At 56.9% G+C, this 26,006-nt stretch carries 30 protein-coding genes; 13 read left to right on the plus strand and 17 right to left on the minus strand.

Translation table 11 applies throughout. The features are described from left to right. Positions 1-27: 27 nt before the first annotated feature. Together J2X43_RS17030 and J2X43_RS17035 are read right to left on the minus strand one after the other, a co-directional pair. The gene (locus J2X43_RS17030; protein WP_310295590.1) at positions 28-846 is read right to left on the minus strand and encodes a Ku protein; all 819 of its coding nucleotides are present in this window, start codon (positions 844-846) and stop codon (positions 28-30) included. A gap of 14 nt (positions 847-860) precedes the next feature. Beyond that, positions 861-1,739: a Ku protein gene (locus J2X43_RS17035; protein ID WP_310295592.1), complete on the minus strand. Its 879-nt coding sequence runs from the start codon at positions 1,737-1,739 to the stop codon at positions 861-863. Positions 1,740-1,815: 76 nt separating this feature from the next. Between J2X43_RS17035 and J2X43_RS17040 the strand changes: the two genes are divergently transcribed. From J2X43_RS17040 to J2X43_RS17050, 3 genes are all read left to right on the plus strand, one after another. Continuing rightward, positions 1,816-2,067: a hypothetical protein gene (locus J2X43_RS17040; RefSeq protein ID WP_310295594.1), complete on the plus strand. Its 252-nt coding sequence runs from the start codon at positions 1,816-1,818 to the stop codon at positions 2,065-2,067. Between the two features lie 277 nt (positions 2,068-2,344). After that, positions 2,345-2,542, plus strand: a complete 198-nt coding sequence (locus J2X43_RS17045; RefSeq protein WP_112389195.1) for a hypothetical protein — start codon at positions 2,345-2,347, stop codon at positions 2,540-2,542. A gap of 79 nt (positions 2,543-2,621) precedes the next feature. Next, positions 2,622-2,888, plus strand: coding sequence for a hypothetical protein (locus J2X43_RS17050; RefSeq protein WP_310295598.1), 267 nt, complete (start codon positions 2,622-2,624; stop codon positions 2,886-2,888). A gap of 316 nt (positions 2,889-3,204) precedes the next feature. Here J2X43_RS17050 and amyA read toward each other — a convergent pair whose 3' ends face one another. Continuing rightward, entirely contained in the window at positions 3,205-4,692 is a 1,488-nt protein-coding gene (amyA, locus tag J2X43_RS17055) for an alpha-amylase (RefSeq protein WP_310295600.1), read from the minus strand. A 13-nt stretch (positions 4,693-4,705) separates the two neighbouring features. Between amyA and J2X43_RS17060 the strand changes: the two genes are divergently transcribed. After that, the gene (locus J2X43_RS17060; RefSeq protein WP_112540929.1) at positions 4,706-4,894 is read left to right on the plus strand and encodes a hypothetical protein; all 189 of its coding nucleotides are present in this window, start codon (positions 4,706-4,708) and stop codon (positions 4,892-4,894) included. A gap of 324 nt (positions 4,895-5,218) precedes the next feature. Here J2X43_RS17060 and J2X43_RS17065 read toward each other — a convergent pair whose 3' ends face one another. The 8 genes from J2X43_RS17065 to queC all read right to left on the minus strand — a co-directional run bounded on the left by J2X43_RS17065 (position 5,219) and on the right by queC (position 11,268). Beyond that, the gene (locus J2X43_RS17065) at positions 5,219-5,458 is read right to left on the minus strand and encodes a hypothetical protein (protein ID WP_310295602.1); all 240 of its coding nucleotides are present in this window, start codon (positions 5,456-5,458) and stop codon (positions 5,219-5,221) included. Between the two features lie 96 nt (positions 5,459-5,554). After that, on the minus strand, positions 5,555-6,592 hold the full coding sequence (gene ligD, locus J2X43_RS17070) for a non-homologous end-joining DNA ligase (RefSeq protein WP_310295604.1): 1,038 nt from the start codon (positions 6,590-6,592) through the stop codon (positions 5,555-5,557). Between the two features lie 1,204 nt (positions 6,593-7,796). Continuing rightward, the gene (locus tag J2X43_RS17075; protein ID WP_162698886.1) at positions 7,797-7,979 is read right to left on the minus strand and encodes a hypothetical protein; all 183 of its coding nucleotides are present in this window, start codon (positions 7,977-7,979) and stop codon (positions 7,797-7,799) included. A 127-nt stretch (positions 7,980-8,106) separates the two neighbouring features. Beyond that, positions 8,107-8,298 carry a CsbD family protein gene (locus tag J2X43_RS17080; RefSeq protein WP_112517488.1) on the minus strand — a complete coding sequence of 64 codons (192 nt, stop codon included), beginning with the start codon at positions 8,296-8,298 and terminating at the stop codon, positions 8,107-8,109. 104 nt (positions 8,299-8,402) lie between these two features. After that, positions 8,403-9,128, minus strand: a complete 726-nt coding sequence (locus J2X43_RS17085) for an SOS response-associated peptidase (RefSeq protein WP_310295608.1) — start codon at positions 9,126-9,128, stop codon at positions 8,403-8,405. 351 nt (positions 9,129-9,479) lie between these two features. After that, on the minus strand, positions 9,480-10,205 hold the full coding sequence (gene queE, locus J2X43_RS17090; protein ID WP_112389186.1) for a 7-carboxy-7-deazaguanine synthase QueE: 726 nt from the start codon (positions 10,203-10,205) through the stop codon (positions 9,480-9,482). Beyond that, entirely contained in the window at positions 10,202-10,558 is a 357-nt protein-coding gene (gene queD / locus J2X43_RS17095; RefSeq protein ID WP_112517489.1) for a 6-carboxytetrahydropterin synthase QueD, read from the minus strand. The genes queE and queD overlap by 4 nt, the downstream gene beginning before the upstream one ends. Next, positions 10,558-11,268 (minus strand): 7-cyano-7-deazaguanine synthase QueC, encoded by a 711-nt coding sequence (gene queC / locus J2X43_RS17100; protein WP_310295613.1) that lies wholly within the window; start codon positions 11,266-11,268, stop codon positions 10,558-10,560. Before queC ends, queD begins: the two co-directional genes overlap by 1 nt. Before the next feature lie 151 nt (positions 11,269-11,419). Between queC and J2X43_RS17105 the strand changes: the two genes are divergently transcribed. The 7 genes from J2X43_RS17105 to mctP all read left to right on the plus strand — a co-directional run bounded on the left by J2X43_RS17105 (position 11,420) and on the right by mctP (position 17,730). Next, complete coding sequence (locus J2X43_RS17105; RefSeq protein WP_310295615.1) at positions 11,420-11,770, plus strand: ethanolamine utilization protein; 351 nt, start codon at positions 11,420-11,422, stop codon at positions 11,768-11,770. Positions 11,771-11,795: 25 nt separating this feature from the next. Next, positions 11,796-12,167 carry a hypothetical protein gene (locus J2X43_RS17110; protein WP_310295617.1) on the plus strand — a complete coding sequence of 124 codons (372 nt, stop codon included), beginning with the start codon at positions 11,796-11,798 and terminating at the stop codon, positions 12,165-12,167. A gap of 94 nt (positions 12,168-12,261) precedes the next feature. After that, positions 12,262-12,711: a helix-turn-helix domain-containing protein gene (locus J2X43_RS17115; RefSeq protein ID WP_310295619.1), complete on the plus strand. Its 450-nt coding sequence runs from the start codon at positions 12,262-12,264 to the stop codon at positions 12,709-12,711. Positions 12,712-13,842: 1,131 nt separating this feature from the next. After that, complete coding sequence (locus J2X43_RS17120) at positions 13,843-15,222, plus strand: cache domain-containing protein (RefSeq protein ID WP_310295621.1); 1,380 nt, start codon at positions 13,843-13,845, stop codon at positions 15,220-15,222. After that, positions 15,219-15,869 (plus strand): response regulator transcription factor, encoded by a 651-nt coding sequence (locus tag J2X43_RS17125; RefSeq protein WP_310295623.1) that lies wholly within the window; start codon positions 15,219-15,221, stop codon positions 15,867-15,869. Before J2X43_RS17120 ends, J2X43_RS17125 begins: the two co-directional genes overlap by 4 nt. 192 nt (positions 15,870-16,061) lie before the next feature. Further along, on the plus strand, positions 16,062-16,262 hold the full coding sequence (locus J2X43_RS17130) for a DUF3311 domain-containing protein (RefSeq protein ID WP_112444283.1): 201 nt from the start codon (positions 16,062-16,064) through the stop codon (positions 16,260-16,262). Further along, positions 16,252-17,730, plus strand: a complete 1,479-nt coding sequence (gene mctP, locus J2X43_RS17135; RefSeq protein ID WP_310295626.1) for a monocarboxylate uptake permease MctP — start codon at positions 16,252-16,254, stop codon at positions 17,728-17,730. The genes J2X43_RS17130 and mctP overlap by 11 nt, the downstream gene beginning before the upstream one ends. 1,732 nt (positions 17,731-19,462) lie before the next feature. Here the strand turns inward: mctP and J2X43_RS17140 are convergent. The 3 genes from J2X43_RS17140 to J2X43_RS17150 form a co-directional block, all read right to left on the minus strand. After that, on the minus strand, positions 19,463-19,834 hold the full coding sequence (locus tag J2X43_RS17140) for a response regulator (RefSeq protein WP_310295627.1): 372 nt from the start codon (positions 19,832-19,834) through the stop codon (positions 19,463-19,465). A 589-nt stretch (positions 19,835-20,423) separates the two neighbouring features. Next, positions 20,424-20,567 (minus strand): hypothetical protein, encoded by a 144-nt coding sequence (locus J2X43_RS17145; RefSeq protein ID WP_310295630.1) that lies wholly within the window; start codon positions 20,565-20,567, stop codon positions 20,424-20,426. A gap of 141 nt (positions 20,568-20,708) precedes the next feature. After that, positions 20,709-20,945: a hypothetical protein gene (locus J2X43_RS17150; protein ID WP_112444268.1), complete on the minus strand. Its 237-nt coding sequence runs from the start codon at positions 20,943-20,945 to the stop codon at positions 20,709-20,711. 225 nt (positions 20,946-21,170) lie between these two features. Here J2X43_RS17150 and J2X43_RS17155 point away from each other — a divergent pair, with 225 nt between their 5' ends. Further along, the gene (locus tag J2X43_RS17155) at positions 21,171-21,431 is read left to right on the plus strand and encodes a DUF982 domain-containing protein (RefSeq protein ID WP_112389171.1); all 261 of its coding nucleotides are present in this window, start codon (positions 21,171-21,173) and stop codon (positions 21,429-21,431) included. A 662-nt stretch (positions 21,432-22,093) separates the two neighbouring features. Here J2X43_RS17155 and J2X43_RS31125 read toward each other — a convergent pair. Genes J2X43_RS31125 through J2X43_RS17165 form a run of 3 tightly spaced genes read right to left on the minus strand, consistent with a single transcriptional unit; the run spans position 22,094 to position 24,170 of the window. Next, positions 22,094-22,435, minus strand: coding sequence for a DUF982 domain-containing protein (locus J2X43_RS31125; protein ID WP_405049603.1), 342 nt, complete (start codon positions 22,433-22,435; stop codon positions 22,094-22,096). Between the two features lie 3 nt (positions 22,436-22,438). Beyond that, a complete protein-coding gene (locus J2X43_RS17160) occupies positions 22,439-23,251 on the minus strand; it encodes a Ku protein (protein WP_310295632.1) in 813 nt (270 codons plus the stop codon). A gap of 10 nt (positions 23,252-23,261) precedes the next feature. Beyond that, entirely contained in the window at positions 23,262-24,170 is a 909-nt protein-coding gene (locus J2X43_RS17165) for a Ku protein (protein ID WP_310295634.1), read from the minus strand. Between the two features lie 600 nt (positions 24,171-24,770). Here J2X43_RS17165 and J2X43_RS17170 point away from each other — a divergent pair. Further along, positions 24,771-25,997, plus strand: a complete 1,227-nt coding sequence (locus J2X43_RS17170) for an adenylate/guanylate cyclase domain-containing protein (RefSeq protein WP_310295637.1) — start codon at positions 24,771-24,773, stop codon at positions 25,995-25,997. Positions 25,998-26,006: the final 9 nt, after the last annotated feature.

Genomic DNA, 26,006 nt, shown 5'->3' on the forward strand with positions numbered 1-26,006 from the left:
TATCGCGCACCTCCTGCAGCGGGACCGTCATCCACTTTTCCTGCGACCTTTCAGGTCGGCTTCAACACTCTTCTTCAACGCATCCATGATGTTGATGACATTCGACGGCTTCTCCGACTTGTCCTTTTTGCTGTCGGTCTTCCGAGTGGGTTTCAACCCTTTCTTCTTCGAGGCGATAAGCTTCAGCAGACTTTCCTGTATTGGATCAGTCACCATCGAGGGCGACCATTTCTCCATCCGCGGCTTGATCATCTTCTTGATGACCTCGACGGTCTTAGGATCGGCTTTCTTCTCAATTTCCTGGAAGTACTCTCCCTCAGGACGGACCTCGTCGCCAAAACGGAGGGTCCAGACGACAATGCCCTTGCCGCGAGGCTCCAGAACGACGGCGCGTTCTCGCCTGCCGATGACAACCCTGGAGATACCGAGGACGTCGTCGGCTTCCATGGCATCCCGGATCACCGCAAACGCCTCATTCCCGATCTTGTCGTTCGGCATGAGATAGTGCGGCGTCTCCAGATACACCCACTCGATGCTTTCACGGGGAACGAACTTCTCGATATCGATTGTGCGAACCGTCTCCAGCTCGACTGATTCCAACTCGTCATCGGTGAGCAAAACATAATCGTTCTCGCCGCGTTCGTACCCCTTCGCCTCGTTCTCCTCCTTGACGGACTTTCCGGTCACCGAATCCACGAATTGTGACACGACACGGTTTCCGGTCTGTTTGTTGAGCGTATGGAAACGGACCTTCTCGCTATCGGAAGTCGCGGGGCTCATGGCGACAGGGCAGGTGACCAGCGAAAGTTTGAGATATCCTCTCCAGTATGGGCGACGCGGGGCCATGGGTGATCTTCCTCCTAGCTGGCTTTCTTCTGTGGGGTTTTGCCGTTCGATTTGTCCGCGACCGCCTTTTTGGACCTCCGGGCGTTGGCGTTGGCAGCCTTCTTAGGCTTGGCTTTTCCCATGCCGGCGCTTTCACGCAATGCCTTGAGAAGATCGTTTGGCTTGGAAACCTTGACGGGCTTCGGCTTGGGAAGAGTCTTGCCCTCGGCCTTTGCCTTCGCCAGGTCTGCGAGCGCTTTCTCATATCGGTCCTCGAACTGGGCAGGGTCGAAATCGCCCTTCTTGGTGCTGATGATGTGTTTGGCGAGATCAAGCATTTCACCGTCGACCTTGATCGACGGCATTTCTTTGAATGCCTCTTCAGAGGAACGGACCTCGTAATCGAAATTGAGGGTGGTGGCGATCAGGCCCCGTCCGTGGGCTCGGATCAAAACAGTCCGCATCCGACGGAACAGAACAGTCCTCGCGATTGCCGTGACGCTCGCTTCCTTGAGCGCTTCACGAAGTCCGGCGAACACATCCTCAGAGACATCATCCGTAGGCACGAGATAATAGGGCTTGTCAAAATAGACATCGTCAATGTCGGAGCAGGGCAGGAAGGCTTCAATTTCCAGCATCTTGTCAGAATCCGGAATGACAGCCGTCACTTCTTCCGGGTCGATCATGATGTACTGGTTGTCTCCGACGTCGAAACCCTTGACCTGTTCGTCACGCTCAACAGTTTCTTCGGTTTCGCTGTCGATGAACTCCCGGCGGACCCGGTTACCCGTGGCCGCGTTCACGGTATGGAAGGTGATGCGATCCGACGTGGAAGCCGCCGTATAGAGACCGACACCACAGCTGAGCTCGCCGATCTTGATGTGACCCTTCCACTGAGCGCGATGAGCGGCCATGTCGTAACTCCCTCTGGAACCTTTTGCTCAACTCCCTGTTCATGCTTTCGTTCCTAGCCATGATCGAGGGGAAGAAATGTCGCGGCATCAAGAAGACAATGGCGAAGCTGGCAGAAGCGGTCCGATCCTGTTGAACGCGGTCGTGACCTGGTTTCGCGTCCACCAAGTTGCGTTCGACCACAAGGTCGCCGACGTTCTCTGTACATCCGCTATCGCGCTGTACACCCTTGGTTTTGACGAACGGCAGATCACCGATCATTTGATCCAGAACTACAATGGACCGATGGCGACGAAGGCAACCGCTCCGTCATCGTCGGCATACCACTGAACGAAAGAGCGTCGTGGTCGTATGTGCACTGTACGGCACCGGACGTAGCAACAATCGTCGGAACATCGTCGTTTGACCGGCATTACCCTTCCGAGATCGCGACCGTGTCAATCGGACGTGACGGGGATGGTGAACATGGGAATTTTTCCGATTTCTTCCTATGGCCAACGAAACGGCAGTCGAGCGCCCCACCCGTCCGGCGCGATTTCATCCCAACCAAGCGCGTCCGAACAGAACTTGGACATGCGCCTCTGGCGCATATGAAAGTGTGATTTCCATGGACGAACACGTATCGAAACGGCGACAGGCGAGTTCACAGCAGGCGCGTATCGACGCCCGAGAACAAACGGATCGCATTGCAATGCAGACGCTGGAAGAGGAGCGGCAGCTCCGCGCCATCAAGACCAAAAGACTGAGGCAGGCGAGGGAGGCGTTGGTCGAACGCGAGACCGCTCCCCGCGATGTGTCTGATTAAAGGCGCAGCTGTCGCGGCCCTGCACAAGACGCTCGCTGCACGGGTCCACCGCTGCGGCAATTTAACAGGAGAAATTCACATGCAGTTGCTCAATACGAATGTTGCCAAAACCACCGAGGGAACCCTGACTGTCGAATTTCACGGTGAGGGAAATGAGATGATCTCTGTCCGTATGGCTTCCGACGCGGCTGGAGATGAGAGCGCGGCGATATTGCGCGCGAAAGAGATGATGGTACAGATCACATCATTCGGTGTGGACGATCTTTCGCCGAGTGTTCCAGGCGAAGGAGTGAGTATCTACGACACCTTGGCTGGCGAGCTCGACGACCGGACTGAGGTGGTCTAGGTGCAGCTCGGTTTGACCTGATCCGCTTTTGAGGCCTGCGTGGTGAGCCTGTCTCGTGAAAATTGGCAGTAGTCTCCCGGACCCCGGGTTTGAAGCGTCGCGGAATATCCGCACGCTTTGTGCAGCCATCTCGCCGAAGCAATGCGACCCACTGGACATCCAAGGGTCGAGACGAGAAGATTACAGCCAGATCAGGACTTGATGAATTTTCGTATCCGATTGGTGAGGGCGTTTTACTGATCAAAGATCTGATCACAGCCGTACTTCGAATTCGGCGACGGACGACATCGGCTGGGTAAAGTCTTCCTGACGCTTACTATAAAGCATCTTGTCGAACCCAAACGCTGACACTTCCTCCGTTGGTTGGGAAATCGGCGCGACCGCTGTCATCAGTTGTTATCTCGCCTTCACGATGACCCAGAAAGTCAACAAAGGAGGTGCTCGAATGGCCTAGGCCAAGATCAACGGATATTTGTCCTTCCCCGCCATTGGACATAACAACCACGCAACCCGGCTCGCGCTCGGTTCCGTGACGGACGAAACCGATCACACGCGCGTCGTCGAAATGTTCACTCTGCGGGCCATTGCCGAACCGCTTGCGCGCTTCTACCAGCTTGGACAAGCAGGTGATTGCCGGCATGTTCACCGTCTGCTGGCTGCCGTCTACGGCCTTGTCACTGTATTCCGCGCCATACAGATCCGGATAGAAAACGCAGGGCGTGCCGTGTTCGCGCAAAAGGATCAAGGCGTAGGCAAGGGGCTTGAACCAGGGCTCGACTGTCGCTTCCAGCGATTGCAGGGGCTGTGTGTCGTGATTATCGACGAGAGTGACGGCGTGGTCTGGAATTGAAGACACGAGCGATCCATCGAAGATAGTCCGCATGTCGAATTCTCCACCGGCCTTTGAGGCATCATGGAATCGGTGGTGGAGCGCAACGTCGAAAAGCATCAGTTGCTTGTCGACGAGTTCCAGATAGTTTGTAAGCGTCGTCATATCGGGGTGCCAGTATTCGGCGACGACGAATAGATCGGTCCCGACCGCGTCGCGCATATGGCCGACCCAATCCTTAAAAAACCACGCCGGGATGTGTTTCGCCGCATCCAGGCGAAATCCTGCAACAGGCACCTGCTCGGAGAACCAGCGTCCCCAATATTTCAGTTCTTCGTAGACCGCGTTATTACGGAACTCGACATCGGCTCCCATCAGGTAGTCGAAATTGCCAAGCTCGTCATCGACCTCATCGTTCCATTGGCCTTCGCCATATTCGTTCATCAGCCGGAAGACGCCGGCCTCATCTGGCTGCTCAATCACGTCGACGCCGCTGAAGCACTGCTTGTCCCAGATGAATTCGGAGTACTTGCCAGCTCTGCCGGGGAAAGTGAACCGGGTGTAGGCAAGGGCCTTCAGGTCGTCGTCCTCGATCTGCGTTCGATCTTCGGAGTTCACGCGCCGCACGATCACGCTTTCCTTTTCGTCCGCTCCCATTTTGTGGTTCAGCACGACATCATGGATCGGCCGCAAGCCATGGTCGACAAGAGCCCTGCAAGCGTTCTCAAAGGCTGCCTTGACACCATATTTGGTAGTCACGCTGCCCTTCTGGTCAAATTCCCCGAGGTCGAAAAGATCGTAGGTGTCATATCCGACCGATGAAGCGCCAGACGCGCCTTTATAGGCGGGCGGCAACCACACGTCGGTGATTCCGATCTGTGAGAGGTAAGGAGCCTTTTCAGCTACCTCATTCCAGAGGTGCCCATCTCCTGGAGAGTACCAATGAAAGAATTGGAAGAGGGTACGTTTGCTCATCAGGTTCCTGAAAATGGATGTTGCGACACCAGGCCGACTATCGGCTGTCTCGGGGGAGGCGGCTGTTTATCAGCAGCTCGTGAAGCGTTGCGAATTGCCCGAAAAGGGCCACAAGATCGCGTCTTTGCTTTTCGTCCAGATTGTACCGGTCAACAAAATCGTCGACTCGGAAAACCTGTCGGGCTCCGCTCTTTATCATTGATTTTGTTTGAAAATGGTTGCTCACATGAAGGCCCTCGCTAATCGCGCGGGAAGAATGCCCATCGTGAACATTTGTTCCAGGATGCACGCGATAAATAGCAGATGGGTCGAATGGAGCCGCCTTGGCCTGACGGCTAATTGACGCTATGGAATAAAGTGACCTTCGTGAACGTCCCTCTTGAGAGGTCTGTCATGGCTGGACCGCGCAGTCGAGGTCATCGGGAAGCCATTGTCCGACGAGCGAATTCTTAAGAGTTTGGCGAAGGCCGATATGCACGGCGAGTTGTCATCAAAGTGGTGCGGCTCAAGTGGGCCGCACCGACCATCACGCGACCACCCTTAGTTCAAGCTTCCACATGTTCCCTGCGGCCGCAGTGGACTCGTGGATTGCGATACCGTTTCCATCAATATCCATCTGCATCGTCGCAACGAGCCAGTCGGGCGGCATGATGCATGGCAGGTCTTCGGCGACCAAGACATCTATAAGTTCGGCCTCCGTGGAAAGACCGCCACGGGTTTGCCGGTCGTTTCGGTCCAACGTCCAGAGGTATCTCTGCATCATCATGTTCAGTCCACATATGAGTCGAGCGAGCTGACTAGTTGGGGGACGACGTGAAGTAAAGAACAAGTGCGCAGCGGATTGACCGATTGGCCGGCTTTCTCATTCCTCGTTCAGAAATTCATAGACCGAAGCATTGTCCTGTTTCTCACGCAGGCCTTTGTACGACGCATGTCGAAGATGTCCGTCTGTGGTCCACCCCCTGAAGTCAATTTCTGCAATCAATGTCGGCTGAGAGAAAACCAGTCGTTTTCCTTTCATTGAGACCGCCGGGCTTTTTGTTGCGAGTTTGTCGAGCATCCGCTTCAAATCGACAACATCACGCTCTTTGAACCCTGTTCCGACGGAGCCAACGTACTTCCATTCATTCCCGTGGCGCGCCGCTAAGAGGAGGCTGCCAATTCCACCGCGCGCAACGCTGCTTTGCTCATACCCGACGACGATGAAGCTTTCGCTCTGGACACATTTGATCTTGAGCCAATCGCCAGTTCGCCCAGATCGGTATTTGCTCTCCCGGTTCTTGGCAATGATGCCTTCCAGGCCGTGTGAGCGGGCCGTTTCGAGGAGCTTGTCGCCATCACCATCGACCTCTTCAGAGAGCTGTATTGCACCCGTCGCGCCGTCGAGGAAATCCGTGAGCAAGTGACGACGAACCGACAGCTCGGTGTTTGTCAGCAGGTGACCGTCAAAGTATAGAAGGTCGAAGGCGAAGAAGACCGCTTCCGTCGAGACCCGTTTACCGCCCCGACCGCCGAGGGATCGCTGCAATGCGCTGAAGTCCGAGCGACCCCGGTTGTCGAGCACGACGGCCTCGCCATCCAGTATCGCCGAGCCGACACCCAAGTCTCTTGCCGCCTCGGCGATCGTGGGAAATCGAGACGTCCAGTCATGGCCACCGCGCGTCAGAATGCGAATGCCGTTAGGCTCGATATGGACCGCTACCCTGTAGCCATCGAATTTGACCTCGAACGTCCAGTCAGAGCCGCTGGGTGCCTTCGACCTAAGCAAGGCGAGGGCTGGCTCGATTCGATCGGGGATCGCATCGAATGGCAAATTTGGTTGAGCAGGGTCTCGCGTTTTCCGGGGAGCCGACTTTGCAATTTGGTCGTCTCGCAACAATGGTTTGGATCGACTACGCATAAGATCGGGCCCTTATCGAAAGGTCGGGATTGCCTCTTCAATTCTGGACTCAATCGTTTCGCAACCGATTCGTTCCTCTTCGGGAATTCGGCGTCTAAGGAAAGTCATGACTGACGTATTGGCTTATGAGACGGGTGCGTTAAATTGGGAATGGGCTTGATGACTGATCCTCTTCGTCATCCTGTCCGCTCCTATGCTCATTCCTGAGCATCACCTTTAGCGCCACCTCCACGGCGCTATTTTTTTTGCCTGGATTTCTTGACGCGCCGCAAAGCGCCGCTAGTTCCATAGAAGAACGTATCCAGCTTTAACCCAAGCACGCAACGTTCACCGCTGACCTCCCTTAGATCAGCAAAGGAAAACCCTCACAGTGGCTGTGAGGGTTTTTCTTCGTTTATCGAAATGGAAGGCCGCCTCTCAAGCCTGTCTAGCGTGAGACGAACTGCTAAATCACGTTTCGGGCGGATGTGGTTTTGAACCGCTCGGCATTGTCGTCTGGACGTCTGTGACCTGGACGATCCAGGCCTCGGGCGCGATCTATGTCCTCGCCGCAGTTGCCGACGTGACCACCGAGTCTAGATTGCAGGGCCGACTAGCGATCGGAACCCTCAAGCAACCTTGCTGGCCAACGTCTCTGCAATTTCAGCAGCTTCCAACCTGGCAGAGGTCTTGTAAGGGTAGTGTTTCCAGCACCAGTAGTTTTGCTGCGCACCTTTGCCAAAACCGAACCCTGCCCAATCCCCGCATTCGCACTTGTGGGCAGCGAGAACAGGTGAGCGCTCGAGCGTTGGGCAGTCTATGTCACTCATTTGGCAAGCTCTGTCTGGAGGAGAGGGCAAGATTATTTGTTCCCTTTTTGTTCCGATTGCTTTAGAATGTCAACTCTTTTGATAAGGATCACAGGGACCAACGTTCATGGGCAAACGCTTGACGCAAACGACCATAGATCGTGGATGGCCATATCAGGTTGCCATCCTAGCCGTCCATTCTGAAGGGAGCCTTTCGGATGAGCAGGCTCTTTACTGCAATCGGTTACTCCGTTGCAGTATGATCAACTCAATCACCTTCGAGGGACAAACCTACAAGGTGAATTGCTTCGCGACGCGAGCGGGAGCGGAAGCGTTCATTTCGAAGTTCGGCGGGGAATGGTTTGACCCGCGAGATCGAGGGCGGGGCGTGAATGCTGACATGTGGCTGAAAGGATCTAGCTCGCGGTCGCGAGGTGAAGGGCCATGATGACCAAGCCTTCACCGTCGCCGGCTCCTAGACCATATTTGAGGAGCTTCACTGCGGTCATCAATGTTGGCGGTTTTCTTGCGGAGATAACGCGGGCGCGAAGCCGATTGCCGACCTGAACCGGATGCGCGATGAAATGGGTGATGTCCATGCAGTCAGTGCCAGAAAAAAGGGCCAGCTGAAGACGATCGGAACATAGAGACTACGAATTGCGACGATGGCAACGCAAAAGGCCCACCGGGTAGCATTGCGGTGGGCCCTCAGACATCAACAGAAGCTTACGCTTTGTCGACAACCTTCTTGACTGCTTCTTTGGCTTCGCCCTTAGCCTGTTGCGCATCGCCCTTGGCTTCCTGCGCAATGCCCTTGGCCTGCATCTCACGGTCGTCGGTGGCTTTGCCTACGCCCTGACGGGCTTTGCCCGCGAATTCGTTTGCCTTACCGGAAACCTTGTCAGCTGTGCTGCCCATCGAATTTCTCCTTTTAGAAACTGAATTGTTTCAGTGAGATATCAACGGCGGTCGTACCAGATCGTTCCATGCCCGGACACTCGCCGCCGGCTTACGACGTCCAATCATGCTGCATCCATAACCGGCTCGATCTTCACGAGCTCGTCGGGCAGGGGCCGTTGCAGCGCCTTTGCCTTCTCCCAGGGAGCTGTCAGCCAGGTTTCAACCTCCTCCTTGGCTGTCAGGATGACCCGCATTGCCTTCTGATGGATTGAAGCGACGACCCCATTCGGCTCGGTGGTCAAGAAGGCGAATAGATCGATGGTCACCAGACCATCCTTGACCTTTCGAACACTGGTCCAGTTCTTGACCCATAGACCGGCAAAGAACATCAGTGGATCGTCACCCGTACTGGCGAACCACGCATTCGGTGTCCGGCCTCCCTCGATCTTGCTTGCCGGGTCAGGCTCGGCGAACCGGGTGAATGGGACCACACAATGGTTCTGCACGCCGAGCCAGCGCTTCCAGTGCTGGCTGGATGTATTTCGAATGTTGGTCGTGCCGCCGTCAGGCTCCATCTTGAGCAGTTCGTTGAAGTCGAAGGTCTTGCCCTTGGCCCGGAGCTTGTCGGTCCGCTTGCCGGCTGCATTAAGGAGAGCCTTGCTGGAGGAAGGCAGGCCCCAGCGCACCATCGCCAGCTCACGCCGATCTTCGTTGTTCCTGACGATTGGGGCAAAGCGGTCCGGGAACACATCGATGGACTGCTCCATGTTGCCAATGATGTCGTGTGTTATTGCCACAAAGGATCGAATGGCTTGCTGGTTGGTCGTCCTGTTGTAGGCCTTGCACATGGATTGCCCCCTCAATCGTCGTTCGAAAGGTCGAGCACTTCCTTTCGATGTTCAAGCCTGTCGATCTCGGCCGTCAGCATGCCGTCGTACCTGTCTTCGTAAATCCTCTAAGGGTAAAGCCATCGCAGCAGCAGAAAAGATTTCCGAAACCCCTCCAGAATCTGTTGAGCGAGCCATCGCGTGGGACGGAGGACACCTCCGCGCCATGATCGAATCGTTGATTGCGGATCGTCAGCACCTGCGCGACCAGCTGGACACGGCGACGAGATGGATGAGTAGAGGAATGACCCGGGGCTGGCAGCCCAACCCTGAACGTTAGTCGTCATATCCAACGGCTCGGTGGGAAGGTGGTCAGACGCCGCGCTTGTTCCCCCACAGGAGGACATGCAGCTGCGGCAGTACCCTCGCTTCGAACCAACGATCCTCGGTGACCTTGCCGACCAGCCAGTGCATTCGGTCCATCACGCCATCGATGTCGACGACAGCCTCTTCTTCTGTCGGGGGCGGTGGGGTGTGGTTTCCTGGTTGGAGAAAGATGGGGTAGGCGGGAAACCGATTGGCGACGCCTCGAGCAAACGCGTAGTCGGCATCGTCGAACACCACCATCTTGATCACGGTCTGCGGACGGTCCGCCGCCAAGCTGAGGCAAGACGAGAAAGCCTCCCAGTCGGGGTCCATTCCGCTGGAGGGCGGCTTGGGGCTCAGAACGAGTGCATCAAGCCGTCCGAACCAGTCCTTTGCGATACTGCCCTGCGTTTCCAAGGCGAACCGGTAGCCTCGCTCATGTCCGAGGTCGATGAGCGGTCCAAGAGGCTGGATGGCGGGATTGCCGCCGGAGAGCGAAATCGTCAGAGGTATTCCGCCCGCGAGATCGTCGACCTCTGCCAGAACGTCAGCTGCGGACATCGGACGCCAATCGTGCCGGAACTCGCTGTCCACGGCATGAAGGCTGTCGCACCAACTACATCGGTAGTCGCAGCCGCCAGTCCGAACGAACACGGTGGGCAGTCCGATCAGAGCCCCTTCGCCTTGGATGGTTGGCCCGAAGATTTCGCTTACCCGGATATCGGCGGTCACGGGCGATACTCCGCCCAGGTCTTGGGCGTCTCGCTCACCCTGACCGAGGAAGTCTCCGGGAAGCGCTCCCTGCACCACTCGAAGAAGTGTCTGGCCAGAAATTCAGACGTCACCTTTTCATGCCCGAAGACATCGTTGAGATGCCTGTGATCCAAAGTGTCGTCGATGTAACGCTTCAGGATCGAGAGGTCGCTGTAGTCCCGGACAAAGCCGTCGGCGTCGAGCTCGGCAGCCGCAAGCTCGACAACCACGATGTAATTGTGCCCATGGAGCCTGGCACACTGGTGATCGGCGGGCAGGTGGCTCAGCTGATGCGACGCCGAGAAATGAAATTCCTTGGTGATCCGGTACATCAACGCACCTCTTCCGCCGAATAGCGCGACACGGCTTCGGACCAGAAGTTCGGGTCCTCGTAATCCGTGGGATCGGTGTGCCCGGCGAGGTGGAACGCCTCGCGCCGCTCGACACAGGTGCCGCAGCGGCCACAGTGGCGTTCGCCCCCTTTATAGCAGGACCAGGTCTCGGCAAAGGGAGTGCTGTGATTTGCCCCATCAACGACGATAGCAGCCTTCGAGAGGTTGACGTATGGGGCGAGTAGACTGACGTCTGCATATCCATCCAGCGCGCGCGCCTGCATGGTTTGAAATGCGTCGATGAAATCGGGCCGGCAGTCGGGGTAGATGAAATGGTCTCCGCCGTGGACGGCCACTGCGACAGCGTCAGCCTTTTGCGCGGCTGCAAGACCGAATGCGATCGAAAGCATGATGGCATTCCGGTTCGGGACGACCGTCGACTTCATGGTCTCTTCGGCGTAGTGGCCATCCGGCACCTCGACGTCATCAGTCAGTGCCGACCCTGTCAGGTGCGCGCCGATCGAACGGATGTCCAGGACGTGGTGTAGGACGCCGAGCCGCTCCGCGCAGCGAGCCGCGTACCCGATCTCCTTGTTGTGGCGCTGGCCATAATTGAATGAGATGAGGCCGATAAGTTGGTTTTCCGTTGCGACCCTATGTGCAAGCGAAACGGAGTCCAGTCCGCCGGAGCAGACGACGAGTACTTTCATGTTGTGATCCCTTGTTTTGATGAACCGGGTGGGCTGCGACCGGTTAGCGGAGCGCTTCTATTCGGAAAAAGCCATCGTGGGAAGGGGGAGCGTTGAGTCTTGGCGATCGGTTGGCCCGCTCTACCTGCTTCGCAGAGAAATGGAGAGAATTATGAAGGTCCAGAAATTCAGCCTCGCAGATGCAGACCTTACCAAGTCACCCGGACAAGATGCGGATATTTTTGTGGGCAACCTCGTCGATGAGCGCCACGGCGGACCTATCACCGTCGGATACGGCCGCTACGCGCCCAACCAAACATTGACCGAAACGATGGCGGTTGACGATGTCATGATCGTCATCGAAGGGCGGCTCGCCGTTTCTACCGGGGCCGGCACAGTCACGGCCGGTCCAGGTCAGATTGTCTACATGCCCAAGGGGGAGGCCGTTACGATCACGACGGAAGGCGAGGGGGCTCTCACGGCGTATGTAACCTATCCGCATTGGGCCGAACATCACGAATAGAGCCGGCCAACATGAGGGCTTAATAATGAAACGGGTTCTTTTGATCGGCATCCATCCTGACGCGGTCGATACCTCCGATCCATCCCTGCCGGCTGAGCTTACCAATGAGAAAATTGCCGTGGGCATCAGGCTGACCCTCTCCGACATGCAGAGTAGGGGTTGGGACGCTGGCTTCTGCGCTCTACTGCCAGCGACGGCTCAGGCAGATGTCGAAGCCTCACTCGCCGAGCACTGGGATTGCGTGGTGATTGGCGGGGGTATCCGCATTCCACCGAGCAATCTTAAGTTATTTGAACTCGTCGTCAACACAGTCATCCGGGTTGCGCCGGGCACCGCCATCGCGTTCAATACGTCGCCTGAAAACAGCGCCGACGCGGCCGAGCGATGGCTGAGGTGACTGGGACCAGTCGATGGCAGTCTGAAAAGCAAAAAAACGACTGTCGCCGACTAAAACCATTCGCTTCGTCAACGCCCATTGATACAGATGGCGCTTGTCAATCAGGGAGGATAGCGACATTACCAGCGTCAACAATGCAGATCATAATCCACGCCGCGTGACCGACATGGATGTCCTCATCGGAATGCGTCTTCGTGTCGCCCGAGTTTCCGCTGGATTAAGTCAAACGGTCGTCGCCGACCATCTGGGGATTACATTCCAACAGGTACAGAAATATGAACGTGGTGCAAACCGCATTGCGGCCACGACGCTCAACAAAGTCGCTGCCCTCTTCGGGGTTTCGATCCTTTATTTCTTGGAAGAAGGATCGGGGGAAGTTGCGTCCGCGGAGGTGCCGCTGCGGCCAAAGTCGACAGACTTGGCCATGACCAAACGGGGCCAACGGCTACTGAGATATTTCGCGGCGTCGCCGGACAAGGTTCAAAACGCGGTCTTCAGGTTGCTTCAAGCCACTGGAGGCGACGAAGGAGAAAGCGACGACTGACTGGTGGATGGATTGATTTGTTACCGGAGAGGTCGGAGTTGGCCTCGGCGGGCGCAGTCGCCCATATTGACAACATCCACCATCCTGTCGGCCTCCTCGGCTTCCAGCGTGTCCAACAAGACACCGTGAAAATCGACTGGCCAGCCTGTGAAGATGTCGATGATTGACCAGTACTGGTCGTCAGCGTTCTTGGAGACCTGGTATCGAAGATGGGGCATGCCTTGATGGTAGCGCGCGGACGGATGTAGGCAAGCCCCGGAGGCCACATCCATGGGATGCCGTCACTGCAAAGTCTGATGGACCGCGGGGTCTCTCATGGCTACGTGTTTTGTAGACAGCGGGGCTTCTTCGCTTGCCCACACCAACATCGCCAGCGCGGCGACCCCGAGATAGCCAAGTTTGCTAGTTATGGCGCTCCGCGCAGCCTGAGCACGGGTGCAGCCGGTCCTAGTTATCGAGTTCATGTAATCGCGCTCGCTCCAGGTTCGTCCGGGGAAGCTACGCCTTTCTTTGAGTCGGTCCAATCCCCAGATCTGGGCTGGAGGGATATGGTCACCTGTGCGCGGTGTCTAGGAAATACTTGCGCGGTCTCGGTCGGTTTGTACTCCCAGATTCCAGAATTTCGAACATCTGGTAAGCTACTGATTCTGCAGAAAAAACCAAAGTGCAGAGCCGTCAACGTTACTAGGTTTGAGACGATACTCCCTAAGGATCGGGCGCAAATTCCTTCGAAGTTCGAATGATTGCTTGTTCGGGCAGCCGAACAGTTTTTCGCGGTCGTGCGACATATCGGACAACAAAGATGGTAGTTTCAGCACGACCCAATGCTCGCTGTCGTCTGTGGGTGGGCAAGATCGTGGCCAAAAGGGTTTGCAGCCACTTGAAGGGTCAGGACAACGATCGCAGCGGACAAGGAAACCAGACGGGATGCCATGCTGAACCTTGGATAGAGAAACGGGAACGCACTACCTATCGCGCCAGCGGACGATATCTTCCAAGTGTCGATCATTCGTAAAAAGAGCAGACAAGGTCGGCGGACGTTCAGTCGCTGCTTGACGCAAAAAGGGGTTGGCATCCTACTCGCCTGATTTCAGCCCCTGAGGTAACATCAGTCGACCCGCGGGAGGCGAGATGACCTTTAGACAGAAGCTGATGACGTTGGCCGTTGCCCCGCTGATAGTCGTGACGATCGCCGTTACGATGTTCCTGACTTGGCAGTCCACACGCCTTGCAAAATCGAACATCGAAGCGTTTCAACAAAGCATGCTGAGCTCAAAGCAAGCTGAGATCGCAAACCTGACAAACGTTGCCCTGTCCTCGATCAACTCGATCTATTCCACTGCGGCACCGGACGACGTTGAAGCCAAGGCACGCGTATCGGAAATACTCATGTCTCTCGACTACGGCAAGGACGGCTATTTCTTTGTGTATGACTTCGATGGCAACAGCGTCGTCCATCCCCGACAGCTCTTTAGAAACGGCAAGAACTGGATGAGCCTCGTCGATCCCGATGGGGATCGGGTCATCAGCGAACTGATTAAGACAGCGCGGGGCGGTGGCGGTTATCATCGATACAAATGGCAACAACCATCGACGGGCGCGCTGTCCGACAAGATTTCGTATGTGGTCGCTCTGCCCAAGTGGAATTGGATACTCGGAACGGGAGCTTACCTGGACGACGTGGCAGCACAGGCCAGAGCTGCCAACGTGGCGATCCAGGATCGAACCCGGCAAAGTTTCGTCCTTGTTGCATTGTTCGCGTTGCCTGCTGTGTTCATCGTCTTCGCCACCTGCATTTTCGTGACTTTCGACCAGCGAAAGCTTGCAAACGCGGTGCAAAAGCAGCTGACGCAACGGGTGATCGAGACCCAGGAAAGGGAGAGGTCGAGGCTCGCCCGCGAGCTGCATGATGGCATTTCTCAGGAATTGCTGGGCGTCCGTTACGCGATGGAACTGGCAGGCAGGCGGGCTGGCGACGTTTCGCCCGAGCTGAACCGCGCGATCGAGGAAACGATCTCGACGCTTAATACCACGATCCGTGAGATCAGAAACATATCCCACGACCTTCGGCCTCGCGCCCTTGATGACATCGGCCTCGTTGCCGCGATCAAGAACCTTTCCGAGAAGTTTTCTGCTCGTTCGGGCGTCGCGATCTCGCTGGATGCGGACGGCTTTGTCGATGATCTTGTTCCCGATGCCCGCACGGCACTGTTCAGGGTGACCCAGGAAGCGTTGAGCAACGTCGAGCGACACGCCGGCGCAAGCCGTGTGTCGCTCCGCTTGTGGAACGAGCGTGGACGGACCCGCATGCATATTTCCGACGATGGACGCGGCGTCGATTTCAGTCGAGCCCCACAGGCAAGGGGGCTTGGGATGGAAAACATGCGCGAGCGGATAGGGCACTTCGGCGGCGTTCTGTTGATCGACGGAGACGCAAATGGGACGCGCCTGCTTCTTATGTTGCCTAGATCCGCCAGCCAGCCGGTCGCTGACAGCGGGGCAGCAGCGTGACTGGGCCAATATCGGTTATCCTGATCGACAACCACCCCGTCGTCGCCGAGGGTCTTCGCGGAGTGCTGAACACTTACTCCGGGATCGAGGTGGTTGGCGTGGCGTTCGACGTTGAGACGGCCTTGCCCCTGGTTGCCGAGAAACGGCCGACCGTTGTTCTGCTGGACATCAACATGCCCACGATTAGCGGGATTGACGCCATCTCAATGGTGAAGGCTCGCCACCATGCTGCCCATGTCGTGATGCTGTCGATGCACGACACCCGCGAGTACATCTCGTCGTCGATCCTCCGCGGAGCCTCCGGTTACGTCCTCAAGGACGTCCCAACGGCAGAGATCGTAGAGGCGATAGAAGCCGTTGCCCGTGGCGAGACCTACTTCTCGCCTGCTATTCGCGAAACCTTGCTTAGTCAGGGGAGAGAGGCGCAGCCGGAAACGATCACTCAACGAGAACACGAGGTCGCCACTCTTATCGCAAGCGGCAAAAGCAACCGGGACATTTCAGGGCTGCTCGGGATTTCCGAGGCCACCGTCGAGACACATCGGAAAAACCTCAAGCGTAAACTCGGTGTCTCGTCCACGGCAGAATTGGTTCGTTTCGTCCTAGAACATCCCGAGCGCCTGGTTACGCTACCCAGTAGTGGGTAGACGCCGGGCAGAATGGCAGATCGGCCTCTTGCGATCTGACCGCTCCAAGGGCTAGCCCATGACATGCGCATGGGGGAGGACCTGTGCCTGGGGAGGAACTCGCGTTGCGTGCGGCCATAGGCCGATACGCTGACGATCGGTGCCTCTCCGGCCAAAGCTGATTTTGGGCCGGTTTTCGAGAGGATCGATGACGTGGACACGAAACCCACCAGTAAAGCAGCGCTCTGGCTGCTGGTAATTCCGTATATTGGGCTTCTATGGGTGCCCTTCTACAATTTCAGTGAGCCGTCGCTCTTCGGCTTTCCGTTCTTCTACTGGTACCAGCTCGCGTGGGTGCCGATCACCGCTTTCCTCATCTGGATCGCCTATCGGAGCGTGCGCCATGACGACTGAGATCGACACCACGGCGCTGGCCGTCTTCATCTTTTTCTTCATTCTGGTCACTGTCATGGGCTTCGTCGCAGCCCGTTGGCGCAAGCCGGAAACGCTTGCCCATATCGACGAATGGGGCCTTGGCGGCCGCTCGTTCGGCACCTGGATCACCTGGTTCCTGGTCGGTGGCGACTTCTACACGGCCTACACCGTGATCGCCGTGCCGGCGCTCGTTTACACGGTCGGTGCTTATGGCTTCTTCGCACTGCCTTACACGATCATCGTCTACCCCTTCGTCTTCATGGTCATGCCGGTTCTCTGGAAGCGTGCCAAGGACTTCGGCTATGTGACCGCAGGTGACGTCGTGCACGGCCAGTATGGTTCGCGAGGCCTCGAGCTTGCGGTCGCCGCAACCGGCGTTATCGCGACGATGCCATACATCGCTCTGCAGCTGGTCGGCATGACCGCCGTCCTCAAGGGGCTTGGCCTTCACGGCGAGCTTCCGCTAGCGATCGCATTCATTGTGCTGGCGCTCTACACATATTCTGCAGGCCTGCGCGCTCCGGCGTTGATTGCTTTCGTCAAGGACATCATGATCTATATCGTGGTGATCGCGGCCGTGGCGCTCATCCCCTCGAAGCTCGGAGGCTATGCCAATGTTTTCGCTTCGGCGGACGCTGCCCTCCAGGCAAAGGGTTCCGGCAATTTGCTGCTCGGTGGCAACCAGTATGTCGCCTACGCGACGCTGGCGCTCGGTTCGGCGCTCGCGGCCTTCATGTATCCCCACACGCTGACCGGCATCTTCGCCTCCAACAGTGGCAATACGATCCGAAAGAACGCCGTGCTGCTGCCCGCCTATACCCTGCTGCTCGGACTCTTGGCCCTGCTCGGCTATATGGGACACGCAGCCGGCCTCAAGCTTGACAGCGCCAACGACGTCGTCCCGGCTCTGTTCAAAACCCTCTTTTCGGGATGGTTCTCCGGTTTCGCCTTTGCGGCAATCGCCATCGGCGCGCTTGTACCGGCGGCTGTCATGAGTATCGGGGCGGCCAACCTCTTCACCCGCAATTTCTGGAAGGCCTACGTCAACCCCCATGTCAGCGATGCGGGGGAGGCGAAGGTCGCCAAGATTACCTCGTTGGTCGTCAAGATCGGCGCTCTGCTTGTCATCCTCTTCCTGCCGACGCAGTTCGCTCTCGACCTGCAGCTCCTCGGTGGCATCTGGATACTACAGACGCTCCCGGCGCTGGTCTTCGGCCTTTACACGAACTGGTTCCGTGCCCCGGCCTTGCTTGCAGGTTGGTTTGTCGGGTTCTTCGGGGGGACTTATCTGGTTTGGGACGCGGGGTGGAAGCCTCTCCACTTGGTCGCGATCGGGGACGTCAGCTTTACGATGTACACGGGCCTGCTCGCTCTTGCCGCCAATATCCTGATCGCCGTCGTTCTGAGCCTTTTGACTGCCAAGCGTTCAGTCTCGACCGCGCACTGAAGTTTGGCGATTTCTGACAATGGTGAAGGCGCGCTGGTAAACGGCGTGCCTTCATCGCCACCGCTTCGCCCAGCATGCGCGGGTGTCTGCTAGCCCAGCATTCTGGATAGGGCCTTCGCTGCTATCTTGGACACTGTTCCGAGATGGTCGGCAACCGTGGGCCGGCGGCCTAAGGTCGGCAGAGGTTCGGTCTCCTCGTAAAACCGAACCTCCCCGTGGTCGCCTTCTCAGCGAAGCGCAACGCTGGCCTTTTAGGCACGCGAGATTCAGTCGTCAACGGCCGTCAGGGCAATTTTCGGGATACGCAATTCGGTGCTGGAGGAACCTATCAGTGCCTAGACGATTAACGTCCAAACAGGAAAGCCAATGCCCCGCGAACAACTCGACGCCGATCTATTCCGAGCAGCTTGGGTTGCCGGTATCAACGCTGTAACAGACGATGCAGTCGAGAGCCCGCAGTATTTGGCTATGATGGCCAGGCCGTCGATAGCGCGCTACCAAGCGTCTAACGGCGATCTCAGGCGCGATATGGACGCCGTCCTCGAAATCGGATTAGCGAAAGTCCAGCGGAGCGGGGAACTCCCGGGCTGACCGTACAGACCCTGCAGCAACCCTATTGGCAACGCCGGGGATTCTTGGGAAATTGACGGTACATGAGGGAAACGCCCACAACTAGAACCTATCTCGGGTTGATGCGTTTCGTGGCCAAATCACTAAAAGCGAAAAACATGATTCAGCGCGATATCACCGCACGCACGAGTTTCGATCTCCATACCGGCGACGAACACTTCATCGACGGCCTTACTCGTACTACGGACGAAACTTCCGATCACAATCCCTTCGCCGATCTCATATCACAAATCGATCACGTCGGGCAGGATCAGGGCAGAAAAACTGATTTAGGATCAATACGGCGGACTTGCCCAAGTCCTAGACTCTGGCCCCGCCTCACAGTTGCTATCCGGTCAGACGCCGGGGAAGTCCATGTGAGGCGCGTGGCCGATCAAAAACGGACGCTCGACGCTGGCTATTCCACAACAAAATCCAGTAGCCCAAAGTTCACCTGACACCGTGCTTATCTCGAAACTTCGTTTTAGCCACTCCATCATGTATGCGTTGAAGAGGTTCATTATGACCACACAGTGAGTGCTGCAGTTCCCGGAACGCTTGGCGGGAGGCGCACTGATCGCTTATGACGATGCCAACGCCCTTGAACTCTCTCAAGATTGCAGCGCCACTGTCCGAAAGACCAAATTACCTTTTGGCAGATTTCCGAGATTTATCTGTCCTTCTCCGCAGGAGAAGAATCGTCTCACGGCTGGATGCCAGTTGCCGACGGCTTCGTGACCGATGATGGGAAGTACCGACTTCAACGAGAGCAGAAGTGAGGGGCGGACTAATTTGTCGCTGGGTGGCCAGTATCAATCGAAAGCTGCTCGCGGCAGTCTCAGACATCAGCAAAAATCTTTCACGGTCTGGCCACATCAGGTCTCACTCCTGGCGACGCGCCCGGAAGACCTGTTGGATGCTACGTAGGAGCTTTCATCCCAGCGAACGAACCCTTCGTAGCGTTCTCCCGCCGTGCCGCATCCGGTCGAGCAACCGCGTGGTGTTACCATCCGGATGGCAAAGGCAACGAAGCGATGATCGGCGAGATCATAGCAGTTCTGGCCCGGCCTGAAACCTGAACGCGTCGCACGCTAACTCCGTACTTGATGAAATCGGCTAGCCGCTAACGACCGATAACCTTGCGCACGATCTTGATCAGGGTTTCGGGATCAAAAGGCTTTGTCAACCACCCCGTCGCTCCGGCCGCCTTGGCCTGTGCCTTCACATCGCCATCGGATTCCGTCGACAGGAAGATTATCGGGACGCCCGCTCCGATTGGCTGTTTCCGGATTGCTTCGATCATCTGCAAGCCGTCCATGCCGGGCATGTTTAGATCGGTGATGATCAGGTCGAAGACGTCCTGTTGCGCTGCGGCTAGACCTTCAGCGCCGTCGCCGGCCTCGACGACGGAGTAGCCTGCGTTGGAAAGTGTGACATTGATCGTAAGGCGAATGCTAGCAGAGTCGTCAACTGTTAAAATGCGTGCGAGGGTCATTCAGTCTCCAGGGTGCGTGAAGGTGAGGGTGGCAAAATCGGGGAAAACCTCTAACTATTTGTGTTACCCCGATCCTGATATCAGGGATCGACCCAGAAATGGCGTAGAGCCCGAAGCTTAATCCTTCTCAGCCCGAAAACGGGCATCGGTACCGTAAAAGCCGCGCATCGCAAGCGCTCACATCGCAGACATGCCAGTGTCCTCGATGCTGCCATCTACTCAGTCCGCGACGTAGATCAGGACAGGCAGCCTTTAGAATGGCAAAAAACAGGGGCTAGAGCCTCTAAGGTAGCGCGCCGCTTACAAAGGTCCGCAGAGGCGTTTGCGCGATTGCTCAAATTGGTTCCTTCGAAACTCGACGCCCAACGTGGCATCTACCCGTTTTCGCACGTCGAATGTTGACATGCCTGAGGCCATCAGCTTGCTGAACTCGTCTCTCATCCGGATATGGGCCTCAGGATATTTCTTAAGGGCCGTAGGAAGCGGGTTGCCGCTCCGAAATGCCTCCTTGGCGGCCGCGCCGCCGAAGCGGTCGGCTGCCAGTTTCCCCATTCACCTGCGCTACCTCGGTGACGACCACCTTCACGATCTATCTCAGCGGCGGTTCGGGGCTGCCGTTGTGCATGAAGCCGACACCTCCGGAAACTTTGATAAAGCGGTCCTGTCGATAGGAGTAGTCGCGGATCATGGCATCGAACACGAGCTGGCAACCCGACAGCTTGCCTTCCTTCATATATAGTATGCTCGACACGTCCAGAGTGCCCGCGATCCTATCCAGCATGGTATGGAGTTGAGACGATTGCGCTTGTGCGGGAAGTCCCGCCAGCGTTGTGATCGCGATCGGCAATGAAGGAAAGGGAAAAGCCCCTCATCGTCAAGGCCGCTCAGGCGTCTTGAGGTCCAGCATCGCGGTATCACGAACAAGCCGCGCCAACTCCCGCTCATCGTGGATGCCGAATTCGAACCAGTCGACCAGCATCTTCGCTGTGACCTGACCTTCGTCGCTGCCCTTGTCACAAGAACGCTCCGCGCACCAATCGGACAGGATGCGATCCAGTACCAGCATCGTTTCCGCAGTCAACGGCTCTCTCGGCCAATCGGTCGTCGCCATGTCATTCCCCCAGCTTTCCGTCACCGTATCGACTATAGCGCAGTGGCAACACTCGCTGTCAAATGGGGAGGATTTCGGGGGCCGGTTGCGATGGCTCGAACTGCGGCGGGAGCGAATGACCACCGTTTCGCCGCCGGCACAAAACCGATCTCGTCCAGCGTCGATCCAAACGGGAACGGTTCTTGCACGGTTTCCATTCGGTAAAGGTGATGGAGCGCAAGTGTCATGAACCGGTACAGCTCGCAAGAGTTTTCGACGCTGATGTTGGTGCTGGAGGATCGCGAGGCGTACAAGATCAGGACGCTCGACGACATGGCCACAGTGCTGCTTAACCTATGGCCTGACGAGGACGGTGAAGACTACGTCATCGCGATCAAGGCGTGTCTAGACGCTAAGCTCGGTGAGGTTGCCCCTGAACTCGCGAGGCGGGCGCTCATCAAAGCCGCGGAAGAGGTCGGCGTGGGAGTAATCACGATCGTGCATTGATGGGCGAAGGAGCAGTTCGACGTCAACTTGTTCGGGGTCATGGACGTTGTTCGCGAGACCCTTCCACATTTTCGCGAAAACCGTTCAAGCCTCTACATCAACGTAAGCTCGGGCGCTGGCGTCGTCGGCCTTCCTATGATTTCTTATAAAACGCTTCAAAGTTTGCCTTGGAGGGATTCCCAAAATCGCTATTTCTACGAACTCGCGGCTCTCCTCATCGGGGTCAAGATCGTTGAGCCGGGTGGGGTGCTAGTTCGGCCAGCGCAGCGGCAAAGAGTTCTCTTCAACGCTGGCGCCTTCGCTCGATGCGGTAGCGTCTGGCCGGTGGAAGATCGGCGCTTTGGTGAGCTTCGCCGGACCCTTGCCACTCGCGCCATCTGGGTCGTTCCGAACACGGAACCTCAGTGCTCTTACTGGCTCAGCGGACCGAACAATTCCACCCACCGCCTCGACATCGGCCGCGCGCCAGCTGGAAGCGGCCGGGTTTGATGTGACCTTGAAGGTGGTGAAGGGCGTCGGACACATGATTTTGGTGGAAGAGGCGGAAACGGCGTTGCGGTTCCTTGGCCAGCTCGCGATCGCGCTCCTCGGTGTCTGCCGCCTGAAAGGCCGTCAGATACCTTTCGTTCGCCTTTCATCACGGCGAGAATTGTCCGCCTTGCCTATCCTACCTCAGGATGCCTCCAGCTAACCGACGAACGTCTCCTCTTCGCACCCCTCCGATTTCTGATTAGCTGTTCGTCGTCAGGCAGGACTTTGAGGTGTGCATCGCGAGCGGCAGCGACGAAGGCCTTCCGGGCCTGCGCCGGCTCAAGCTCGCCTTGTAGCGATCGCAAGCCGGCGGCGAATGCGTGCCGCCATGACATGTCGTTGACTCGACGCGGCCATTTCTCAGAAGTCAGAATGCCCAAAAGTCCTGAAATCGTGGATGCGGTCGCAAAATGCTCGTTGCCGGGCAGGGCAACGGCGATCTCCTTGATTGACGTCACAAGGATGCCGTCCATCGCTCACCTTGCCTTTCCTGACTTCAATTCTGCCGCAACTGATTTGCGAAGTGCATCCATGATGTTGACGACGTTGGACTTGGCCGAAGCATCCGGCTTGCCCCTTGCCGTCTTGTTGGAAGGCTTCATCGCTTTCTTCTTCTTGGCAATAAGCTTGAGAAGGCTATCCTGTATGGGGTCGCTGGCCATGTCAGGTGACCAATGCGCGGATTTCTTCTTGATGAGTTGCTGCACAAGTGGGATCAAGTCGGGATCGGCCTCGTTGTCGATGTCCTCAAAGTAGGATTCTTCCGGGCGAACTTCATCGCCGAACCGCAACGACCAAAGGACGATGCCTTCTTCCCGGGGCTCGAGGATCACGGCCCGCTCACGCCGCCCGATAACGAGCTTCGATATTCCGACGACCTTGTCGGCTTTCATTGCGTCGCGGATGACGGCGAAAGCCTCGTTGCCCACCGAATTGTCCGGCATAAGGTAGTGCGGCTTCTCGAGGTAGACGGAAGCAATACTGTCCGCGGGAACGAACTTTTCTATGTCGATCGTCTTGACGGTCTCGAGTGCAACCGCGTCAAGGTCTTCGTCGGTGAGTATGACGTAGTCATTTTCACCTCGAGCGTATCCTTTGGCATCGTTCCCGTCCTTGACCGGCTTGCCAGTGACGGAGTCGATATATTGCGAAACTACCCTGTTTCCGGTGAGCCTGTTTAGCGTGTGGAATCGCACCTTTTCCGACTCCGAGGTCGCCGGGCTCATGTTCACCGGGCAAGTGACCAGCGAGAGCTTCAAATACCCTTTCCAGTAGGGGCGGAGTGCCATTTTTTAGCTCCTAACTTGCTTTGCGCTGCGGAACAGCCTTGGAGGAGGCGGCCTTCTCGGCTGCTCCGCGCGCGGCGCGCTGCCTGCCAGTGCCAGCATTGGCATTGGCCGCAGTGCGTTTCGGTTTTTGAGAGGCGGTTTTCATTAACCCCGCACTCTCGCGAAGGGCGGCAAGCAGGTCGCTCGGCTTGGAAACCTCGACGCTCTTGCGCTTCGGCAGCGCCTTTCCTTCGATCTTTGCCTTCACCAACTCGGCAAGCGCCGCCTCGTAGCGGTCTTCGAATGACGCCGGATCGAACTCGCCCCGCTTTGTGCCGATAATGTGCTTGGCGAGCGCGAGCATCTCGCCCTCGATCTTCAGCTTCGGCATATCCTCGAATGCCTTCCTGGAAGATCGGACCTCGTAGTCGTAGTTCAGCGTGGTTGCCACTAGACCGTTGCCTTGCGGCCGGATGAGGACGGTTCGCATCCGCCGAAACAGCACGGCCCTCGCGATAGCGGCGACTTTCGACTTCCTCATCCCGTCTCTGAGGGCCGCGAAGGCGTCAGCGCCCATCTTGTCCGGCGTCAGATAGTAGGGCTTGTCGAAATAGATATCATCGACTTCCGAACTCGGGATGAAGGCTTGAACATCCAGCGTCTTGTTGCTCTCGGGGATCGTTGCGGCAACTTCCTCCGGGTCTATGACGATGTACTGGCCGTTTTCAATCTCGAACCCCTTAGTCTGGTCTTCCCGCTCGACACGTTCTTCGGTCTCGCTGTCGATGAAGACGCGGTTGACCCGGTTGCCCGTAACCTTGTTGATGGAATTGAAGGTGATGCGCTCTGACGTGCTGGCCGCGGTATAAAGGGCGACGCCACAGCTTACTTCGCCGAACTTGAGAAAGCCCTTCCACTGCGCTCTATGTCCCGATGCCATAAGCCATACTCCGAATCACTAATACGCGACTCAAAGACGTGCGAGCGTGATTCGTTCCGACTCAAAACGAATCATTTTTCAATGGCTTATGGAATCTTCTTAGGAAATTGATTCACGCCGAAATGCTGGGGCGTCGGTCTCGTGTAACGACGGCAAGAGCAGCTGCTGGCCCGTACGCAAGGTACGGCCGCTCCACCGGTAAGCGAGGGAGCCGGTACCGCTGCCGGCGCCCAGGAGCCGAGACCAACCTATTGGTTTTTGACGCAGGTCCGTCTTCGTCCTCCTGTCCACTCCTATGCTCAATTCCGAGCATCACTTTTAGCGCCTCCTCCACCGGCGCTATTTTCCTGGATTTATTGACGCGCGGCAGCATGAGATCCACGCGTCAGTTGAAATCGGCGCTTCTTCGCTCGTGTCGCCGACAAACGAACAATGCAGCGCCCCCATCCTCGATCCGGTATCGAACTTAGCAGCTGCGCGCTGCCGATCGAAAGTCGTGCGCCAACGCTGGCATGCAAAGGATCGGAAGCAAAACACCCGGCATAATTTTCTTTCCCCGATCAAGTGACGCGCCTAGAATGTGGTCTTAGGAGAATTTCGGTGTACAATATTTCGCATTTCCCTCCAGGCACGACCGACGGAAAATGGCCCTTAGAGCGTCGTGCGGTTCTCGACTGGCTCGTAAACGAGACCTATTCCCAGCGATTTCTTGACAATCTTCTCGTCGATTTGTGCGAGCGTCTGGTTGCTGGCGGTGTTCCGGTCGCTAGGTCTTCGCTTCACCTCAGGATCCAGCACCCGCAGTGGCAAGGTGCGAGGATCCTGTGGCTGCCGGGTGTACAAAACGCCCATATCGACACGTTCGACTACGACGTTGATACTACCGAGATGTTCCTTCGTAGACCGGCCACGGAAATTTACAATGGAGCATCTGAAGTTCGGCAACGCCTCGACCGGCATGACGATGGCATGGGCCAGTTTCAACTCTTCGATGAGCTTCGTCGAGAAGGGTTCACCGACTATGTCGCTTGGCCGATCGATCACACATTGGGCAAACGCCATGTCATAACTTTCGCGACCAGGCAAGTTGGCGGGTTCTCTGAACACGAGGTGAACTACCTGCGGGATCTGTTACCCGCGCTCGCCTTGGTCAGCGAAATCCGGATGAAAAACGCTATGGCTCGCACCTTGTTGGAGACTTACGTGGGCCCACATGCGAGCGCCGAAATTCTTGCGGGTGCCACGACGCGCGGCAGCGGCAAGACCGTGAGCGCCGCGATCATGATTTGCGACCTCCGCGATTTCACGGCGCTATCCGATCTTTGGCCGCGCGATGACGTTATCGAAATTCTCAATGGCTATTTCGATGCCTTATGCGAACCCATAGAAGCCAGAGGCGGCGAAATCTTGAAATTCATGGGCGACGGACTCCTTGCTATCTTTCCACTGGATAATCCGAACGCCTGCGCAGACCTCCTGCAATCCATCGAAGACGGTCGCAGGCGCATGGACGACTTAAACCTCAAGCTAGCAGGTAGGGGGAAAACGCCACTAAGGTATGGAATCGGCGTTCACGTTGGCGATGTCATGTATGGGAACATCGGTTCTCGAAAGCGGCTGGATTTCACAGCGATTGGTCCTGCAGTCAATGTCGCCTCCCGGTTAGAGGAGCTTACGAAATTGCTCCAGCGGCCCGTCCTTCTATCTTCCGATTTCGTGCATTCAGCTAGCCTGAACGAAACATTTGTGGAGCTTGGGTCGCATTCCCTTAGGGGCCTCGCGTCGCCGGTAAGGGTGTATGGAATTGCCGATCCATCAACCGCCTGACATTTTGCT

This window comes from Rhizobium sp. BE258 (assembly GCF_031457345.1).
Taxonomy (GTDB): Bacteria; Pseudomonadota; Alphaproteobacteria; order Rhizobiales; family Rhizobiaceae; genus Rhizobium.

Bases quoted from the DNA above. Each gene is read 5' to 3' on its own strand.
- J2X43_RS17030 (WP_310295590.1), bottom strand. From the start codon at position 846: ATGGCCCCGCGTCGCCCATACTGGAGAGGATATCTCAAACTTTCGCTG.
- J2X43_RS17035 (WP_310295592.1), bottom strand. From the start codon at position 1,739: ATGGCCGCTCATCGCGCTCAGTGGAAGGGTCACATCAAGATCGGCGAG.
- J2X43_RS17040 (WP_310295594.1), top strand. From the start codon at position 1,816: ATGTCGCGGCATCAAGAAGACAATGGCGAAGCTGGCAGAAGCGGTCCG.
- J2X43_RS17045 (WP_112389195.1), top strand. From the start codon at position 2,345: ATGGACGAACACGTATCGAAACGGCGACAGGCGAGTTCACAGCAGGCG.
- J2X43_RS17050 (WP_310295598.1), top strand. From the start codon at position 2,622: ATGCAGTTGCTCAATACGAATGTTGCCAAAACCACCGAGGGAACCCTG.
- amyA (WP_310295600.1), bottom strand. From the start codon at position 4,692: ATGAGCAAACGTACCCTCTTCCAATTCTTTCATTGGTACTCTCCAGGA.
- J2X43_RS17060 (WP_112540929.1), top strand. From the start codon at position 4,706: ATGGATGTTGCGACACCAGGCCGACTATCGGCTGTCTCGGGGGAGGCG.
- J2X43_RS17065 (WP_310295602.1), bottom strand. From the start codon at position 5,458: ATGATGATGCAGAGATACCTCTGGACGTTGGACCGAAACGACCGGCAA.
- ligD (WP_310295604.1), bottom strand. From the start codon at position 6,592: ATGCGTAGTCGATCCAAACCATTGTTGCGAGACGACCAAATTGCAAAG.
- J2X43_RS17075 (WP_162698886.1), bottom strand. From the start codon at position 7,979: ATGGACATCACCCATTTCATCGCGCATCCGGTTCAGGTCGGCAATCGG.
- J2X43_RS17080 (WP_112517488.1), bottom strand. From the start codon at position 8,298: ATGGGCAGCACAGCTGACAAGGTTTCCGGTAAGGCAAACGAATTCGCG.
- J2X43_RS17085 (WP_310295608.1), bottom strand. From the start codon at position 9,128: ATGTGCAAGGCCTACAACAGGACGACCAACCAGCAAGCCATTCGATCC.
- queD (WP_112517489.1), bottom strand. From the start codon at position 10,558: ATGTACCGGATCACCAAGGAATTTCATTTCTCGGCGTCGCATCAGCTG.
- queC (WP_310295613.1), bottom strand. From the start codon at position 11,268: ATGAAAGTACTCGTCGTCTGCTCCGGCGGACTGGACTCCGTTTCGCTT.
- J2X43_RS17105 (WP_310295615.1), top strand. From the start codon at position 11,420: ATGAAGGTCCAGAAATTCAGCCTCGCAGATGCAGACCTTACCAAGTCA.
- J2X43_RS17110 (WP_310295617.1), top strand. From the start codon at position 11,796: ATGAAACGGGTTCTTTTGATCGGCATCCATCCTGACGCGGTCGATACC.
- J2X43_RS17120 (WP_310295621.1), top strand. From the start codon at position 13,843: ATGACCTTTAGACAGAAGCTGATGACGTTGGCCGTTGCCCCGCTGATA.
- mctP (WP_310295626.1), top strand. From the start codon at position 16,252: ATGACGACTGAGATCGACACCACGGCGCTGGCCGTCTTCATCTTTTTC.
- J2X43_RS17140 (WP_310295627.1), bottom strand. From the start codon at position 19,834: ATGACCCTCGCACGCATTTTAACAGTTGACGACTCTGCTAGCATTCGC.
- J2X43_RS17145 (WP_310295630.1), bottom strand. From the start codon at position 20,567: ATGAAGGAAGGCAAGCTGTCGGGTTGCCAGCTCGTGTTCGATGCCATG.
- J2X43_RS17150 (WP_112444268.1), bottom strand. From the start codon at position 20,945: ATGGCGACGACCGATTGGCCGAGAGAGCCGTTGACTGCGGAAACGATG.
- J2X43_RS17155 (WP_112389171.1), top strand. From the start codon at position 21,171: ATGAACCGGTACAGCTCGCAAGAGTTTTCGACGCTGATGTTGGTGCTG.
- J2X43_RS31125 (WP_405049603.1), bottom strand. From the start codon at position 22,435: ATGGACGGCATCCTTGTGACGTCAATCAAGGAGATCGCCGTTGCCCTG.
- J2X43_RS17160 (WP_310295632.1), bottom strand. From the start codon at position 23,251: ATGGCACTCCGCCCCTACTGGAAAGGGTATTTGAAGCTCTCGCTGGTC.
- J2X43_RS17165 (WP_310295634.1), bottom strand. From the start codon at position 24,170: ATGGCATCGGGACATAGAGCGCAGTGGAAGGGCTTTCTCAAGTTCGGC.